The 15750-nt window shown below is 46.3% G+C and carries 9 protein-coding genes; 6 read left to right on the forward strand and 3 right to left on the reverse strand.

Translation table 11 applies throughout. The features are described from left to right. Positions 1–296: 296 nt before the first annotated feature. From GMES_RS14625 to GMES_RS14635, 3 genes are all read left to right on the forward strand, one after another. The gene (locus tag GMES_RS14625) at positions 297–980 is read left to right on the forward strand and encodes a hypothetical protein (RefSeq protein WP_006993502.1); all 684 of its coding nucleotides are present in this window, start codon (positions 297–299) and stop codon (positions 978–980) included. Beyond that, on the forward strand, positions 977–8020 hold the full coding sequence (locus tag GMES_RS14630) for a family 16 glycosylhydrolase (RefSeq protein WP_006993503.1): 7044 nt from the start codon (positions 977–979) through the stop codon (positions 8018–8020). The genes GMES_RS14625 and GMES_RS14630 overlap by 4 nt, the downstream gene beginning before the upstream one ends. Positions 8021–8320: 300 nt before the next feature. Beyond that, positions 8321–9439 carry a nucleoside hydrolase gene (locus GMES_RS14635; protein ID WP_039987527.1) on the forward strand — a complete coding sequence of 373 codons (1119 nt, stop codon included), beginning with the start codon at positions 8321–8323 and terminating at the stop codon, positions 9437–9439. A gap of 105 nt (positions 9440–9544) precedes the next feature. Here GMES_RS14635 and GMES_RS14640 read toward each other — a convergent pair whose 3' ends face one another. The 3 genes from GMES_RS14640 to GMES_RS14650 all read right to left on the reverse strand — a co-directional run bounded on the left by GMES_RS14640 (position 9545) and on the right by GMES_RS14650 (position 12495). After that, complete coding sequence (locus tag GMES_RS14640) at positions 9545–10816, reverse strand: hypothetical protein (RefSeq protein WP_006993505.1); 1272 nt, start codon at positions 10814–10816, stop codon at positions 9545–9547. Positions 10817–10911: 95 nt separating this feature from the next. After that, positions 10912–11874 (reverse strand): calcium/sodium antiporter, encoded by a 963-nt coding sequence (locus tag GMES_RS14645; protein ID WP_006993506.1) that lies wholly within the window; start codon positions 11872–11874, stop codon positions 10912–10914. A gap of 195 nt (positions 11875–12069) precedes the next feature. Continuing rightward, the gene (locus GMES_RS14650) at positions 12070–12495 is read right to left on the reverse strand and encodes a MarR family winged helix-turn-helix transcriptional regulator (protein WP_006993508.1); all 426 of its coding nucleotides are present in this window, start codon (positions 12493–12495) and stop codon (positions 12070–12072) included. A gap of 130 nt (positions 12496–12625) precedes the next feature. Between GMES_RS14650 and GMES_RS14655 the strand changes: the two genes are divergently transcribed. From GMES_RS14655 to GMES_RS14670, 3 genes are all read left to right on the forward strand, one after another. After that, positions 12626–13054 carry an organic hydroperoxide resistance protein gene (locus GMES_RS14655; protein WP_006993509.1) on the forward strand — a complete coding sequence of 143 codons (429 nt, stop codon included), beginning with the start codon at positions 12626–12628 and terminating at the stop codon, positions 13052–13054. Between the two features lie 378 nt (positions 13055–13432). After that, complete coding sequence (locus tag GMES_RS14665) at positions 13433–14368, forward strand: AAA family ATPase (RefSeq protein WP_006993512.1); 936 nt, start codon at positions 13433–13435, stop codon at positions 14366–14368. After that, complete coding sequence (locus GMES_RS14670; protein WP_006993513.1) at positions 14369–15748, forward strand: vWA domain-containing protein; 1380 nt, start codon at positions 14369–14371, stop codon at positions 15746–15748. It abuts the gene before it with no gap. Positions 15749–15750: the final 2 nt, after the last annotated feature.

Raw genomic sequence — 15750 nt, forward strand, 5'->3', positions numbered from 1 at the left:
TACTTGGGGATTAGCTACTCAAATATCGTTTTGACACAGGTGTAAATGAAAGCGCTTTCATTTCAGTTTGTGCCACACAAAAGCTGATTTATCTTTGCTTACATAACGCAGAAATAAAGCGCAGAAATATAAAGAAGAAACAATAAGCAGTGCTAAGAGAATTACGGGTTTGGGTTTTGTTGTGTGTTATCTGAGTTCGCTACCAGGCGTTCCTAGAGTTCGACCGACCTAATAGAAGTACAGTCCATAACAACGCCTTTTAAGGCTAAAACACAAGACACGTCTAGGAGAAACACATGAACAAAACCGTTAAACACATCGTATTGGCGAGCAGCATCCTGCTAGCCACCCCGCAAGCAATGGGCAGCATGCTAACGGGAGGAGATTTCGCTAACAATTGCAGTATTGCTGACTGGGATCAGTTTGGGAATGTAGGAGTTAGCGGAGCGCCAGGCAATTGTGCAGCGACTTTGAGCGTTGATGATGTCATCGATTTTGAGACTGAATTGTCCCAAGGCCTATCCTTAAGCAGTGGAATAGACTACACGCTAAATGTTGATTTTAGTGTGGATACAACAATGAGCGACCCAATCTTGGATGATTGGTTCTCCATCAGCTTGCTTAATCAAGATTTTGAATTCATTGAGCTTTTCTACACAGATATCTTATCGGCGCAAAGCTTCAGTGAATCCTTAACCATTGCCGCTTCTGATCTTGCCAGTTATGCAAATCAAGACTGGTCATTATCGTTTTATATGTTTGATGGTTTTGAAGCGGACAGCAATCAATCCACAGCATTCATTACATTTGCGTCATTAGATTCCGTAGTAACGGACGTGCCTGCGCCAGCAGGCTTTGTATTATTGCTTTTGGGCTTTGCAGGCCTGTTCACGCGTAAAGCACTTGCTCGTTCCAACGGACGGCCTAGCCAAAAAGCGGCCGTGTCTTGGACTAACCTGAACGGTGGAATAAACCAATGAAAATTAGAAACGATATGGGCGGGGCACTGGGTGCCCTTTTGCTCTTTGCTTCTTGTACGGCATCCGCCCAGTGGAGCTCATTAGACAATACCATCAGTGTGTCTCAATCCAGCGCACGTTATATGCGCGCTGAAGGCGCATACGTAGTGCAGGTCAAAGCAACGAACAGTAGTGCACAAACTATTAATGGTCCTTTTAGGGTACTCATTGAAAACGCCAGCTTGAACGTAAAAGACGCTGACGGACAAACAGAGAATGGTGTGCCTTATTTCAATTTTCTATTAGACGAAATAGCACCCGGTGCGACGGTATCGGTAAATGTAAGATTCGGATATGCGCGGCGCACAAGGCTAACATTTGATTTATCTATTCAAAGCAATGCCACGTTAGATGCTGATGGTGACGGCGTCAACGATGACAGTGACATATGCCCAACCACGCCTGAGGGGATAGCAGTTGATGAGACAGGCTGCCCATTAATCGACAGTAACTCGGGTTGGACACTAGTTTGGCGAGATGAATTTAGTGGCAACGTGATTGATGACTCCAAGTGGACTCACGAAGTGAATTGCGATGGTGGGGGTAACAACGAGAAGCAGTGTTACACAGACAGCAGCGATAATGCCTATCTTGAAAATGGTGTACTGAAAATCGTTGCTAAACCTGAATCAGGTCAAACACTACCGTACAGCTCAGCGCGACTGATCAGCAAAGAAAAAGGCGACTGGACATACGGCCGTTTTGAAATACGGGCCAAAGCGCCATCAGGGCAAGGCGCATGGCCAGCGATTTGGATGTTACCTACCGACAACGTCTATGGCGGTTGGCCACATTCAGGTGAAATTGACATCTTTGAAGCGGTTAATCTGGGAGTGTCTCTTGACGACGGCCAAGGTTCAGTAGAAAAAAATGTGCATGGCACACTGCATTATGGCAAAAGTTGGCCGAATAATTCTTATACAGGGCAAAGCTATACCCTGCCGGATGGGGAAAACCCAGCGGATGATTTCCATGTGTACGCGGTTGAATGGCAAGAAGGCGAAATACGTTGGTATGTCGATGGCGTATTGTACCAAACTCAATTGAAATCAGAGGTCAGCTATAACACTGACGGTCAAGCAGATGGCTTAACGCATAAAGGCTGGTTTACCGAACAAAACGGTGAAATCCAATTAAACAACGCTCCGTTTGATGAGCGCTTTCATTTGTTGCTTAACTTTGCGGTTGGCGGAAGCTGGCCTGAAGCAGTGAATCAAGGGGGCATAGATGCCAGTGCTTTTGATGGGCAAAACAGCTTCGATGTGGATTACGTGCGTGTGTTTGAATGTTCGGTTTCACCTAGTACGGGGGAAGGTTGTGCAACGGTATCAGACAACTACTTAGCGCCTAAATCTGAAGGGGGCACATTGATCAATGGTGCAGCCCCTGCGCCGACGGTGCCATCTGACGGCGTGGCAAGAGACCTAGTGATTTTCGAGGATGAAATGATCGCTGCTTGGCCTGCGTGGGACTGTTGTGGTGGGACTAACCCAAATGTTGTATTCGATGATGATAGTCAATCACAGGTTATTGAATTTACCGTGGGCGGCGCGCCAACAGTGTTGGGGTTTAATACCAATGAAGCGAGCAATTCGAGCCCATTTGATGCCTCACCTCTGTACGAGGCTGGCGTACTTGAGTTTGATTTAAAGCTTGTCACACCGCCAAACAATAGTGCTGCTGGCTGGAATGTGAAGGTAGAGCAGGGCAGTGCCGCGAGTGCAGCGCAAGTGAGTATCGCCACTCCAACTGAAATTTGGCAACATTATTCAATCCCGCTAAAGACCCTAAGTGACGCGGGTTTAAATTTAAACGGTATTGATATAGTGATGCTGTTTCCTGATTGGGGCCAAGGTGAAGGAGCAGTCTTCCGCGTTGATAATATCAGTATTTTGCAAACACCAAGTGATGACGCGAACAACGGTGGAGTGGAAAGTGACTTACCTGCATTTGATTTCGAACCAAATGGCTTAGGCGCCGCGCTGAACTGGAATGTGTTTGAAAACAGCGATAACCCACCACTGGAATTTGTACCTAACCCAGATACGTCAGGCATAAATAACTCGTCAACCGTGGCTAAAATTACCGCGCGCGTTGCTGGTGCGCCTTGGGTAGGTACCGAAATTCAGCATGGCCAAATTAGCCCGTTCACCTTAGATAAAAGCAACAGCATCGTTAAAATGATGGTGTACAAGAGTGTTGTCAGCGACGTAGGCGTGAAGTTCGCAATTGCTAGTGGCGGCGCCCAAGGCGAAATTAAGGTGGCTAATACTAAGGTCAATGAATGGGAAGAACTCACCTTTGATTTCAGCGCTTATATTGGCTTAGTAGAAACCATCGATATCGATCAGGTGATCGTTTTCCCTGACTTTGATTTTTCTACTCGTGCACAAGACAACACAGTCTACTTCGACAACATCCGTTTCTTTGGTAGCGCGGGCGACGACGGAAGTGATGGCGACAACGGCAGTGGTGGCGGAGATGGTGGACAAAACCCTACGCCCGATGGTGACTTGGTCGCTAATGGTGGCTTCACTAGTGGCACTGACGGCTGGATAGGCGCAGTGAATGTTATCTCTGACAATGGCAATAATGTGTTTATGGCTGATGTTGCGGTTGCAGGTAACCCTTGGGACGTAAATCTCAGTCAAGTAATGACTTTGTTACCAGATGAAATTTACGAGCTAACTTTCAAAGCGAAAGCATCAGTGGAGCGTAACATTATCGCTGGTTTAGGGCTAAATCACGATCCTTGGACGAATACCGTGCAAACCGCAGCTTTAACGACCACTTGGCAAACGTTTACCTACACCTTAACCACCACGGGGTTTGGTGATGACAATAGTCGGGTGTTTTTCGACTTAGGCGCCCAAATAGGTGCTGTTTACATCGATGATGTCAGTGTGGTGCTACAAAATGAAAGTGGTGGGGGTGATAATGGCGGTGGTTCGAGCAACCTTGCAACATTCGATTTTGAATCAACAGGATTTGGCGCTGGTTTAAGCTGGAACGTATTCGAGAATGACGATAATGCCCCCCTTGAGTTCGTTGCTAACCCTGATACCTCTGGTATTAACGATTCGAGTATCGTGGCTAAAATCACCGCAAAAGTTGCAGGTGCGCCATGGGTAGGTACTGAAATACAGCACGGGCAAATGACCCCATTCACTTTGGATGCAAGCAACAGCATCGTTAAAATGATGGTGTACAAGAGTGTTGTCAGTGATGTGGGTGTTAAGTTCGCGATTGCTAATGGCGGCGCCCAAGGCGAGATAAAAGTCGCCAATACGAAAATAAACCAATGGGAAGAGCTCACCTTTGATTTCACTGGTTATATAGGATTATTTGAAACCATAGATATCGACCAAATCATTATCTTCCCTGATTTTGATTTCGATACCCGTGCCCAAAACAACATTGTGTATTTCGATAATATTCGCTTCACCAATGGTGACGATGAAAGTGCGCCTGAAGGCTGGAATTTAGTCTGGAGTGACGAGTTCAGTGGCACATCGATAGATCAAAGTAAGTGGACCCACGAAGTGAATTGCGATGGTGGCGGCAACAATGAGAAGCAATGCTATACCGCAAACAGCGACAACTCTTTTGTAGAAAATGGCTTGCTAAACATAGTGGCCAAGGCCGAGTCTAACCAAGCATTGCCATACAGTTCAGCTCGTTTGATCTCTAAAAACCAAGGTGACTGGACATACGGCCGCTTTGAAATTCGCGCTAAGGCTCCATCTGGCCAGGGGGCATGGCCTGCTATTTGGATGCTACCTACCGACAATATTTACGGTGGTTGGCCGCACTCGGGTGAAATCGATATTTTTGAGGCGGTTAATTTAGGCGTACCGTTAAATGACGGTACAGATAACGTTGAATCGAATGTTCACGGTACGCTTCACTATGGTCAAAGTTGGCCAAATAACGATAACTCAGGCCAGAGCTACTTGTTGCCAGATGGCGCAAACCCAGCGGATGATTTCCATATTTATGCCTTAGAATGGGAAGAGGGCGAAATGCGTTGGTACGTGGATGGCGTGCTGTACGAAACACAGCGTAAATCAACACTTAGCTATAACAGCAACGGTGATGCGAATGGTTTAGCTCATCGAGGTTGGTACACCGAGCAAAGTGGCGAAACCTTATGGAATAACGCCCCTTTTGACGAGCGTTTTCATTTATTGCTCAACTTTGCAGTCGGCGGTGCTTGGCCAGAAGTGGTCAACCAAGGTGGAGTAGATGCCTCAGCATTTGATGGTACCAATCGCTTCGTTGTTGATTATGTGCGGGTTTACGAATGTGCTAATTCGCCTAGTAACGGCCTAGGTTGCGCCACTGTGAATGATGGTTACGCTGAGTCAGTTGAAAATGGCGGAACATTAATAACCGGCGCTGCGCCGATTCCTGTACCTGAGTCTGACGGTATCGCGCGGGACTTGATCATCTTCGCTGATGCTATTAACCCTCAGTGGCCAGCATGGGACTGTTGTGGCGGTTCAACCCCGAGTGTTGTTTTTGATGATGCAGCCCAATCACAAGTGATTGAATTTACGGTGGGTGCGACGCCAACAGTGCTTGGTTTTAACACAAACTTTGCTGATGCCCCTAGCCCATTTGATGCATCGCCCATTAAAGCAAATGGCATCTTGGAGTTTGACCTCAAATTAGTCACTCCAAGTGCTAATACATCTGTCTCTTGGAACCTAAAAGTAGAGCAGGGCGGCGCGACCACGGAAGCAGTTGTGACCCTAGCAACACCCACAACTCAGTGGCAACACTACTCTATTGACATTGCAACGCTAAAACAGGCTGGCCTTGGCCTGAACGGAATCGATGTAGTGATGATATTCCCTGATTGGGGACAAGGAGAAGGAGCAGTCTTCCGTGTCGACAACATGCAATTCTTGCAAGGCGAAGACGATGGTACAGGCGGAGGTGACGGTGGCGATAACGGCAACGGCGGCGGCACTGACCCAATCGTGGGTGATGAGATCGTCGCAAACGGCTCTTTTGAAAACGGCAGCGAAGGCTGGATTGGTGATGTAAGCGTAGTGGAAGATACGACTTCTGCTGATGGCAATCATGTGTTTCAAGCCGATATTGCGATGGCTGGTAACCCATGGGATGTCAACCTAAGTCAAGTAATGTCCTTGACTCCAGGCGCTACTTACACGGTGACTTTCAAAGCCAAAGCGTCAAAAGTGCGCGATATGTTGGTCGGACTTGGTTTAAACCACGATCCGTGGACCAATGTCACTGAAACCGTTGGGCTGACCACTGATTGGCAGAGCTACACCTACACGTTAACCACCAATGGTTTCGGTGATGACAATAGCAGAGTGTTCTTCGACCTTGGTGCTGACACTGGCGTAGTGCAAATCGATGACGTCAGTGTGGTGCAAGTCGAGCCAGCAGGTGGTGGCGACGGCGAACCAGTTACTGAGCAAGCGTTCGTGTTGATTTCGTCGACTCAAGCAACCGATATCGACTTTGTGCCAAGCACAGTCGGTGAGTGGAGCACAGGTACCACGATTCAGAGCGACGTGATGTTTGATGGCTTGCTTGGCTGGGAATTAACCTCTAGCTCAAATTCACCAGAGCAAGGCAACTGGGGCACAGTGCTCGCCTTTCAAAACGGTATTAACGGCGACTTTAGCTTGTTCAATCAAATTGAGTTGAAGTTAGCTACCACAGGCAATTTTGCAGGTGGCTATAAGGTTGCTATATCGGCCAATGGCGTGAGTAAAGAAATCGCGCTCCCGGTCAATGAATCAATAAGTACCTGGCAGAGTTTGGCCCTTAATACTGCTGACATTCCACTGAATATGACGAAGGTCGATTGGATTGCCGTATATGGCATTGGCGGTCAAGCGGGCGTATCACAAATTTATGTGACTGACTTTTCGTTGATAAAAAATGCAGCGCTTGAGTTTGATACGAGTACTGAGAACGACTTCGTGTTCATCTCATCGGATGCAGCTGTGAGCAGCAACTTGGTTGTCGATAACGATAATTTTAGCGACGTAGGTAATGTCATATTCGGTGAGTGGAGCACAGGCACCGCGATATCAAATACCCAGTATGCTGGTCTAAATGGACTTCGTTTGGCTGCTGGTGGGTCTTGGGGCGCGGTATTGGCTTTGCAAGGTGATATATCTGATGGCGTGAATATCGATAACTATGACGTTGATTTTAGTCAATACACTAACCTGCGCTTTAAAGCAGCGTCACAAGGTGCGTTTGAGCGATATGCCGTGTCTATCGTGTCTAAAATCGGTAATGGTGAGTCAGTCCAAGAAGTAGGGTTTGCGCTATCAAGCCAAGCTGATTGGAACGATATCGATATTGACCTTGACATGTATGGAGTGGATTTGGCTAATATTAGTCAAATTGCGGTATTCGGTGTGTATCAAGGAGGCTCAGCGAGCCAAAGCTTGTACATTACCGACCTTGTGATGTACGACACAGGTAAAGTCGCTGCCAATAGCAAAGACAGCTCGGATGACAAGTTTGTATTCTTCTCATCAACGGGCGAAACCAGCGATATGGTGTTTGACGGTGACGACTCTGCTCATAATGGCAATATGACCATAGGCGAGTGGTCAACGGGCACTACCTTTAACTCTGAAGTGACGTACAACGGGCTAAATGCATTTCAATTAGTGCGCGGCTCGAGCAGTTGGGGCGCGGTACTGGCCTTAATGGGGGATATTTATGGGGATGTGCAGGAATACAGCATCGACGTTGCTCAGTATCAGACTCTTAATTTTAAAATTGCTGCCCAAGGTGGATTCTCTGAATACACCTTAGACTTTATCGTGGATGGGGCTGAACATAAAATCCCACTTACGGTGAACGGTAACTGGAATGATGTGACCATTAACTTAGCGGATGTTCCACTAAACCTGTCTAAGCTTACCCAAATTGCCATTTTTGGGGTTGGCGGAGGTCAAGGTAATAGCATTTACATTACTGACATGAACCTTAGCAAGTAGCAAAAGCAACTGAACCACAGGTTAAATGTGCTTAACCTGTGGTTTGGCTAGCACCGTAAAAACCTAAACCATGCAATACGAAGTGGTTTAGGTTTTTTATGGGCAGCTTGTAACGAAACGAGTTGTGTTACACAGGGATTAACGAATGGTGCAAGGGCGATTCAATGGTGCATTAAAACGTACTGATTGGATTTTATACAATACGTAACACATTGAATTTAAAGGTTTGTTTATAAAGAGAAATGTGGTGTTGTTTTTGCTATATTTGCGCTCCTTTTATAATTTGTTATTGGTATTGAGATGTTTCAAGGTTTTTCCCGCTTATCTAATGCGTCACTGGTGATGGCTTTTTCTATTTTTTGTGTGTCAGCATCCGCTGAAAAAGTCATTTATGACACCGACATGGGGATCGACGATTGGTCGGCCATGTTGGTGGTAGCGAATCACCCAGAAATTGAATTGCTTGGAGTGACATCAAATGGCGTAGGGGAAGGTCACTGCGCTGATAATATGTTGAATATTCCAGGCTTGCTGGCGCTGTCAAATTCGCCTGATGTGCCTTTTGCGTGTGGTGACGATTTCCCAATGGATGGTTACTACGCCTTTCCGGCTCCTTGGCGTCAACAGGCGGATACATTGTCAGGGGTGCCGGTGCCCAAAACCAACCGTAAGCCTACAGAGATTGATTCTGTTGAGCTGATTCATCAGCTACTTAGCCAGCAAAATGAGAAAGTAGTCTTGCTCAGTGCCGGTAGCTTAACGAACATCGCTCAGTGGCTGCAAAAATACCCGCAAGATATACCCAAAGTTTCGCGCTTAGTGATGATGGGCGGTGGTTTCGATGCCCCGGGCAATATTATCGTGCCTGGCTTTACGGGGGATCACCCAAACAAAAAGGCTGAGTGGAACATTTACGTAGATGCTGTAGCGGCAGATATTGTATTTGCATCTGATTTAGCGGTAGAAGTAGTAGGGCTCGATTTAACCAATCAGGTCATGGTGACCCCAGAATACGCCAAACAGTTTAAGTCGCAGGTTAAAACGCAAGCAGCAGAGTTTTGGGATAAAGTTTTAGACGACAATGACTGGTTTATCGAATCAGAAGAGTATTACTTTTGGGACGTGCTCGCGGCACTCGTGGTGGTTGAACCTGAGTTATGCCAAGGCGAAATGCAGTCGGTATGGGTTGAACATACTAAGGTACCAGCTGGGGATAAATGGGTAGATACCAGCATGCCAGACGTCACTGAAGCCGGTCTACCTCGCTCCCATTACGACCCTGCTACATTTGGTATTACCCGCATTGGCGGTGACAATCCAAAAGTGAAAATATGCCGTCAAACCCAGCCACAAAGAGCGTTCGATGCGTTGATTGAAATACTTAATATTGAAAAGCAATCAGGCAACAACGCCATCTGATGCGCTAGCACGTTCAAAGCCGTTAGCTGTTTCGCTCACGCTAACGGCCTAAGCTTGCCTGACTCGCCTATCTAATCGATTAATGACTGAATCAGCCTGACTTCGTTAAGCAAAGTCAGGAATATCCTTCGCGAGCTTCTGTGCTAATGGCAGGGATATAGATACCGAACTTAAGGTATTTGTGCGGCTTAAATCCAGCGGTTGAGCGTTCGCTTGTTTTTTGAAAAAGCCTTTGTCTCTGAGTTTAAATACCCGAGTGACAGTAGGCAGTAAGCTATTTTCAGCTAACCACAGTAAACCCGCTGTCACAGGGCCGCCTGCCACTAAACCAAGGCCTAAAAAGCCAATACTCAAGGCCACTTTCTTAATACCGCCGTCTTGCTCGTCGCTTTCGAAATGCTCAGACAAGGCTCTTGAATATTTTATTGAAACCTCTTCAACCAGTTTGGCATTGGCTTGGCCAGCAAAAAACTGCTCCATGACATCCTGATACTCCTTTTGAACACTCGCGACTTCACTAAATGGGTCGACCAACTCTTTCCATAGTTGAGGGCGGTCAAAGCGCAGTTTCTGTGGTATTTGAATCGAAGGAATATCTATCAGTTCAGACTCAGTTGGTTGACCGAGTTGAATGAGATCGGCAAATGCGCGGCTATAGCGGGTCTCGACCAAAATTTTACGCTCACTAAACTGAGAGCTTAAGCACACCGCAAAGTTGTAATGGTAAGCCTCGGTGGCCAACCCCATTAACTCATTTATTTTTGCTTTGGCGTCAGGCGCATCACCCAAAATACTTAAACACGCTTGCTCCCAGCGGGTGCGCGTCGCTTCTTTATCGGTTTTGTTTTTCGCAGTATATAAATCGAATACTCGCTGAAAGTCATCGTTGGACACAGCGGTCATGCCGAGGTTTTCTACCTGCAAATGACGGCTACGCCCGAGCATATTGTCAAAGCCGTGGCTAATGTGCTTCTTAGGCCAAGGAATGAAGTTTTCGATGCGTTGTAACCCTGGCTCCCACTGCTTTAACATAGACTGTAACGCAGGCCACTCAGAACTTTTTTGCAGGGCTTGAAAACTCTCAACACCTTGGGCTGACATTTTCTCAGCCACGTCTAACAATGAGCCACTACGTGACATGATTTGTACAAAGTTTGCCTCTATTAAGGCTTTGAGGGGGGAGGAGGTTGGGTTGAGCAAAGCCTGGCGCGCAAAAGGATGATTAAGCAAGTAACCATCGTTAATAATGACTTTTTCACCTAATAGGGCTTTACGGATCAGCATCTGATTAAACTGCTGCTGACCCATTTCTATATTCCAAGGGTAACGTTGCACCACATCATCAAGGGTGCCCAAATAAGTTAATGCCTGTTGCAAACCGAACCTGCCAAATCAAAGACTAAAGATGTACTGAGTGTACCTCTTTAGTCTCTGATTTATATAATAATTATTGTTTTATAAATTCGCGTTCGTTAACTGGTAAAAGCCACATAACTGACACCAATATAGACCACATAAGCGAGAAACAAGATGCCGCCTTCAGTGCGGCTAAGCCGCCGGCCAGTATATAAAAATAACAACAATACTAGAGCGACCGCCAGCATCACCCATTGATCAAATTCGGCCACTCGACCTGTGACTTGAATAGGTTTGATCAGTGATGATACCCCTAGTATGCCGAGTAAATTGAATATATTACTCCCCAGTATATTGCCCACCGCTACATCGGCATGTTTACGCAAAGCGGCGATAATGGATATAGTGAGTTCAGGTAATGAGGTACCGAAGGCGACAAGTGTTAATCCAATAACTGCCTCGGAAACACCTAAACCGTGCGCAATACCCACAGCACCTTTGAGTAAAATCTGCGAGCCAGCTATTAATAATCCTAATCCAACGACCAATTGCACTACAGACCAAAACATACTTTGCGGCACATTTTCTATTTCTTGACCCTCGGCAGCGTGGAGTTCCGCCGCAGGGGCGGATTGGCCCTTCTCACTAAGATACGTCCAGGTTAAATAGGCAGCCAATGCACCCAGTAATAATAGCCCTTCCGCAAAACTGATCACACCTTTGCTACTTAGCGCTATGCATAGCACACTAGCTGCAATTACCATTAGTGCATCGCGGCGCAAGGATATAGGAGCAACTGTAAGTGGCATAATCATCGCGCACAGCCCCAAGATAAGCAGTACATTGGCAATGTTGCTGCCGATAACATTGCCAATGGCGATATCTGGCTGATTGTTTAAAGCAGCGTTTACCGAGACGAATAGTTCCGGCATTGACGTACCAAAGCCAACAATCACTAGACCACAAAAAAGAGCTGACAACCCCCACTTTTTAGCTAACCCTAGAGCACCCCGAATAAACCCCTCGCCACCGGCCGTAAGCAACGCCACACCAACAAGTAAATATAAAATATTGAGCATATAGAGATGTTTCCAGAGGTGTCGACCACAGTGGTCAACACGCGAAGTGAGAAAGGCGCATCATCGTATGAATTTTTAGAATATCAAAGCAATTATTTACGACTAAATGTAAGAGAAGATATCCAATATAAAGTACGTTAGTTGCCAGTAATTCGCTAGGTAAGAGAGCTTTACTTACATATCCGAAAAGGTATGTTATTTATTCACAACCAAATCAAGCAAGTCCATTAGCTGTTTACCCTGTGAGGGGGTGATTGACGTAAACTGACATAACACCTTATTCGGGATATCCGTGGCTTCAAGCTTCAAAGCTTGGCCTGAGTCACTAAGCTTTATTACCCGTTTGCGCTTATCTTCCTCATCTTTGATGATGGCAAGTAGGCTTTTATCTGCCATCTTTTTCAAAATTTGCGTCATCGCGCCACCATCGATAGCGGTTTGTTCGATGAGCTGGGCGATGGTGATCCCGTCCTTTTCCCATAACGCCATCATCACTACATATTGCGGATAGGTCAGATTCAGTGCCTGTAAAGGCTCGCGATAGGTACGGGCGATATTATTTGATGCCATATATAAGCGATGACATAGCTGATTTTTTAACTGTAAGTTTTCAAACGACATAATTCACCTCGAAGTGTATTTTAATTTGCATACAAATTATTTGCAAAGAGTAAATATTCGATCTAATATTTTGCATGCAAAATAAATTTCATCGCTGTATTTTAATATAGCGCTAACACCGGAGAGTCTTATGAACGTATTACAAAATGTCGCATACACAGCAAAAGCCACTGCAACAGGGGGCCGAGCAGGTTCAGCAAAATCTGATGATGGCCGTTTAGATGTAACGCTATCGACGCCTAAAGGGTTAGGTGGTGATGACGGGCAGGGCACTAACCCGGAGCAATTATTTGCTGCGGGTTATGCCGCGTGTTTTATCGGCGCATTAAAAGCGGTGGCCGGCCAAGCCAAAATTGTCTTGCCTAGTGATGTGTACATTAATTCAGAAGTATCCATTGGGGCGATTGAAAATGGTTTTGGTATTGCCGCAAAGCTGGCTGTATCACTAGGGGACATGGACAAAAGCCAAGCCCAAGCTTTGGTCGATAAAGCGCATCAAGTGTGCCCTTATTCAAATGCCACCCGTGGCAATATCGAAGTAGAAATTTCAATTATCTAGCACTGAAGCGTAGCAATAATAAGCCAGCTCAAGTGAGCTGGGTTCAAAATATACGCTATTCCAATCCGTCTTTATGATCATTTGGAGTGGCGTTGTGTTTTAGTCTCGAAGCTATCCAAATACTGCCAAGCACAAACATCGCCACAGGCATTAAAAACCACAGTTCGTCCATAAAGTTATCCCCTCTTATCTATTAACAACGCAGCGCATTTCTTATTCAGATTAATGAAATTAAGCGGATTTACAACGCTTGTTTCATACTTACGTTTTGCCCAACTATTAAACTAATTGATTGCGCATCAACAGCCATAACGATTTGCATTTGCCCAAGCCTTACACAAATAATGCCCATCAATTCTCCTAAGGCGCCGGTTACTCGTGATCATTAAACACCAAGAAAAAATCGCTTCCCCAGAGGTGATTCAACGTCAGTTCGAGGCTCTAGGCTACATTTGCAGCCCCTCTGTGGCGACGGCCATTTACCTAGCGTGTCACTTACAAAAGCCTATTTTGATTGAAGGGCCGCCAGGTGTGGGTAAAACCGAACTCGCGAAAATAACCGCGGCGTATCTGAATGCACCACTTATTCGCATGCAGTGCTACGAAGGGCTCGATGAGTCAAAAGCCTTGTATGAATGGAAGTACGGCAAGCAATTATTATATACCCAGGTGTTAAAAGAGCAGTTAGGGGATGTGCTCAGGGGCGCGCGGGGTTTGGATGAGTCCATCGCCCGATTACATAATTTTGGTGATATTTTCTATTCGCAGGATTTCCTGGAACCTAGGCCTTTATTACAAGCATTGCAAAGCGAAGAAGGCGCTGTGTTGCTGGTGGATGAAATTGATAAAGCAGATCAAGAGTTTGAGGCTTTCTTGCTTGAGTTATTGTCAGATTATCAGGTGTCTATACCCGAAATCGGCACGGTAAAAGCCCGTTCAACACCCATCGTGATGCTGACTAGCAACAACACTCGTGAGCTAGGTGATGCGTTGAAACGCCGTTGTTTACACTTGTATATTCCTTTCCCCGACACTGAGCTGGAAAGTCGTATTTTGGCTGCTCAAGTGGATAATTTAGATGCTCAGTTACGAGAGCAAATTGTAGCGCTGATCGCCAAGCTACGCGACATGCCTTTGAAGAAATCCCCAGCGGTTAGCGAAACGATTGATTGGGCGAGGGCGCTACTACTTTTAAACGTAGAAGAGCTAGACCCGCACTGGGTTAAAGAAACACTTAACCTACTATTGAAATTTCAGGACGACATCGAGTTAGTCGAGCCAGAGATCACTAACTTGCTCAAAGGTTTGGCTTAAGTGCGTTTTATCGCTGATTTTATTGGTGCGCTGCGTGAAGCGGGTTTGCCAATATCCCCGGCCGAATCGTTAGATGCAATAAAGGCGATTGAGCTGTTGGGGCTTGAGTCGCGAGCAACAGCCAAATCCGTATTGGCGCTCACGCTAGTGAAGCGCCAGCAAGACCAAGCTACGTACCACGAATTGTTTGAGTTGTATTTTGCGAATATCGAAAATGCGAAAGACAGCGACGACGACGATACGCTTGAGTCGCCAGCAGCGACGGACAAGCAGCAAAGCCAAAGACAAGACCAAGAAAACGCTGAGGCAAAAGGCGGGTCGACAGCTACTGCTAGCTCAGTATTAGGGCAGTCGCTCGCACAACAAGAAGATATGGCGTTAGCAATTGCACAAGCTGCGAAAGCCGAAGATCTATCTTCTATTGTTTTCTTTACTCAAAAAAATCACTTCGCCTACAAAATAATGCAACGTCTTGGGGGGGATGAATTAAGCGCTGAACTTCGCGCAAAACCGGGTAGTCCAGAACAAAAAAGACTGCAAGACCAACTGGCGCAAGCCCGTGCGCGTTTGCTTGAGCAAGTGAAAGATTACGTGGAGCAGCAGTACCTTATTTTTGCTCGGCACAAGGGCGTTAAGTTTCGCGAAGATCACCTACAGCAAGCAAAATTAAGCCAGCTTGAGCATACCGATTACGCCCTAATGCAGCGCCTAGTGCAAAAGGCGGCGCGCAAACTTGCCACCCAACACAGTCGGAGGCGCCTCACCCGTAAGCGCGGGCAATTAGATGTTCGTAAAACCCTTGCGGCAAATGCAGCGTTTGATGGTGCCTTGTTTCACACTCGCTGGAAGGCAACGCGCGTAGAGCGACCCAAAATCATGGTGATCTGTGATGTCAGTGGTTCAGTGAGCCGCGTGGCGCGCTTCTTGTTATTGTTCTTATATTCTCTGCAAGACGTCATCCCCAAAGTGCGCTCGTTCGTATTTGCCTCAGATATGATTGAAGTAACCTCGCTATTACAACAAGAAGACATAGAATCCGCACTGGAAAAAATTATGCAACGCTGGGGCGGCCTGTCGACCGATTATGGCAAGGCGCTGGCAGGTTTTCAGGAGCAAGCCCTAACCAGTATCGATAAAAAAACCACGGTTATTTTGCTCGGAGATGCACGCAATAACGAAGGGGATGGGCGCACCGACATTTGGCAAAAAGTGTATCGCCAAAGCAAACGGGTATTATGGCTAAACCCAGAGCAACGCAACAGCTGGGATACGGGCGATTCAATCATGTCTGAGTATTCGCCTTGGTGTAGTAGCGTTGAGCCTTGCCGTAACCTGAAAGATATTGAAGGTATATTTAGCCGGATTTTAAAGTATTCGTAATA

This window comes from Paraglaciecola mesophila KMM 241, from assembly GCF_000315015.1.
Taxonomy (GTDB): Bacteria; Pseudomonadota; Gammaproteobacteria; order Enterobacterales; family Alteromonadaceae; genus Paraglaciecola; species Paraglaciecola mesophila.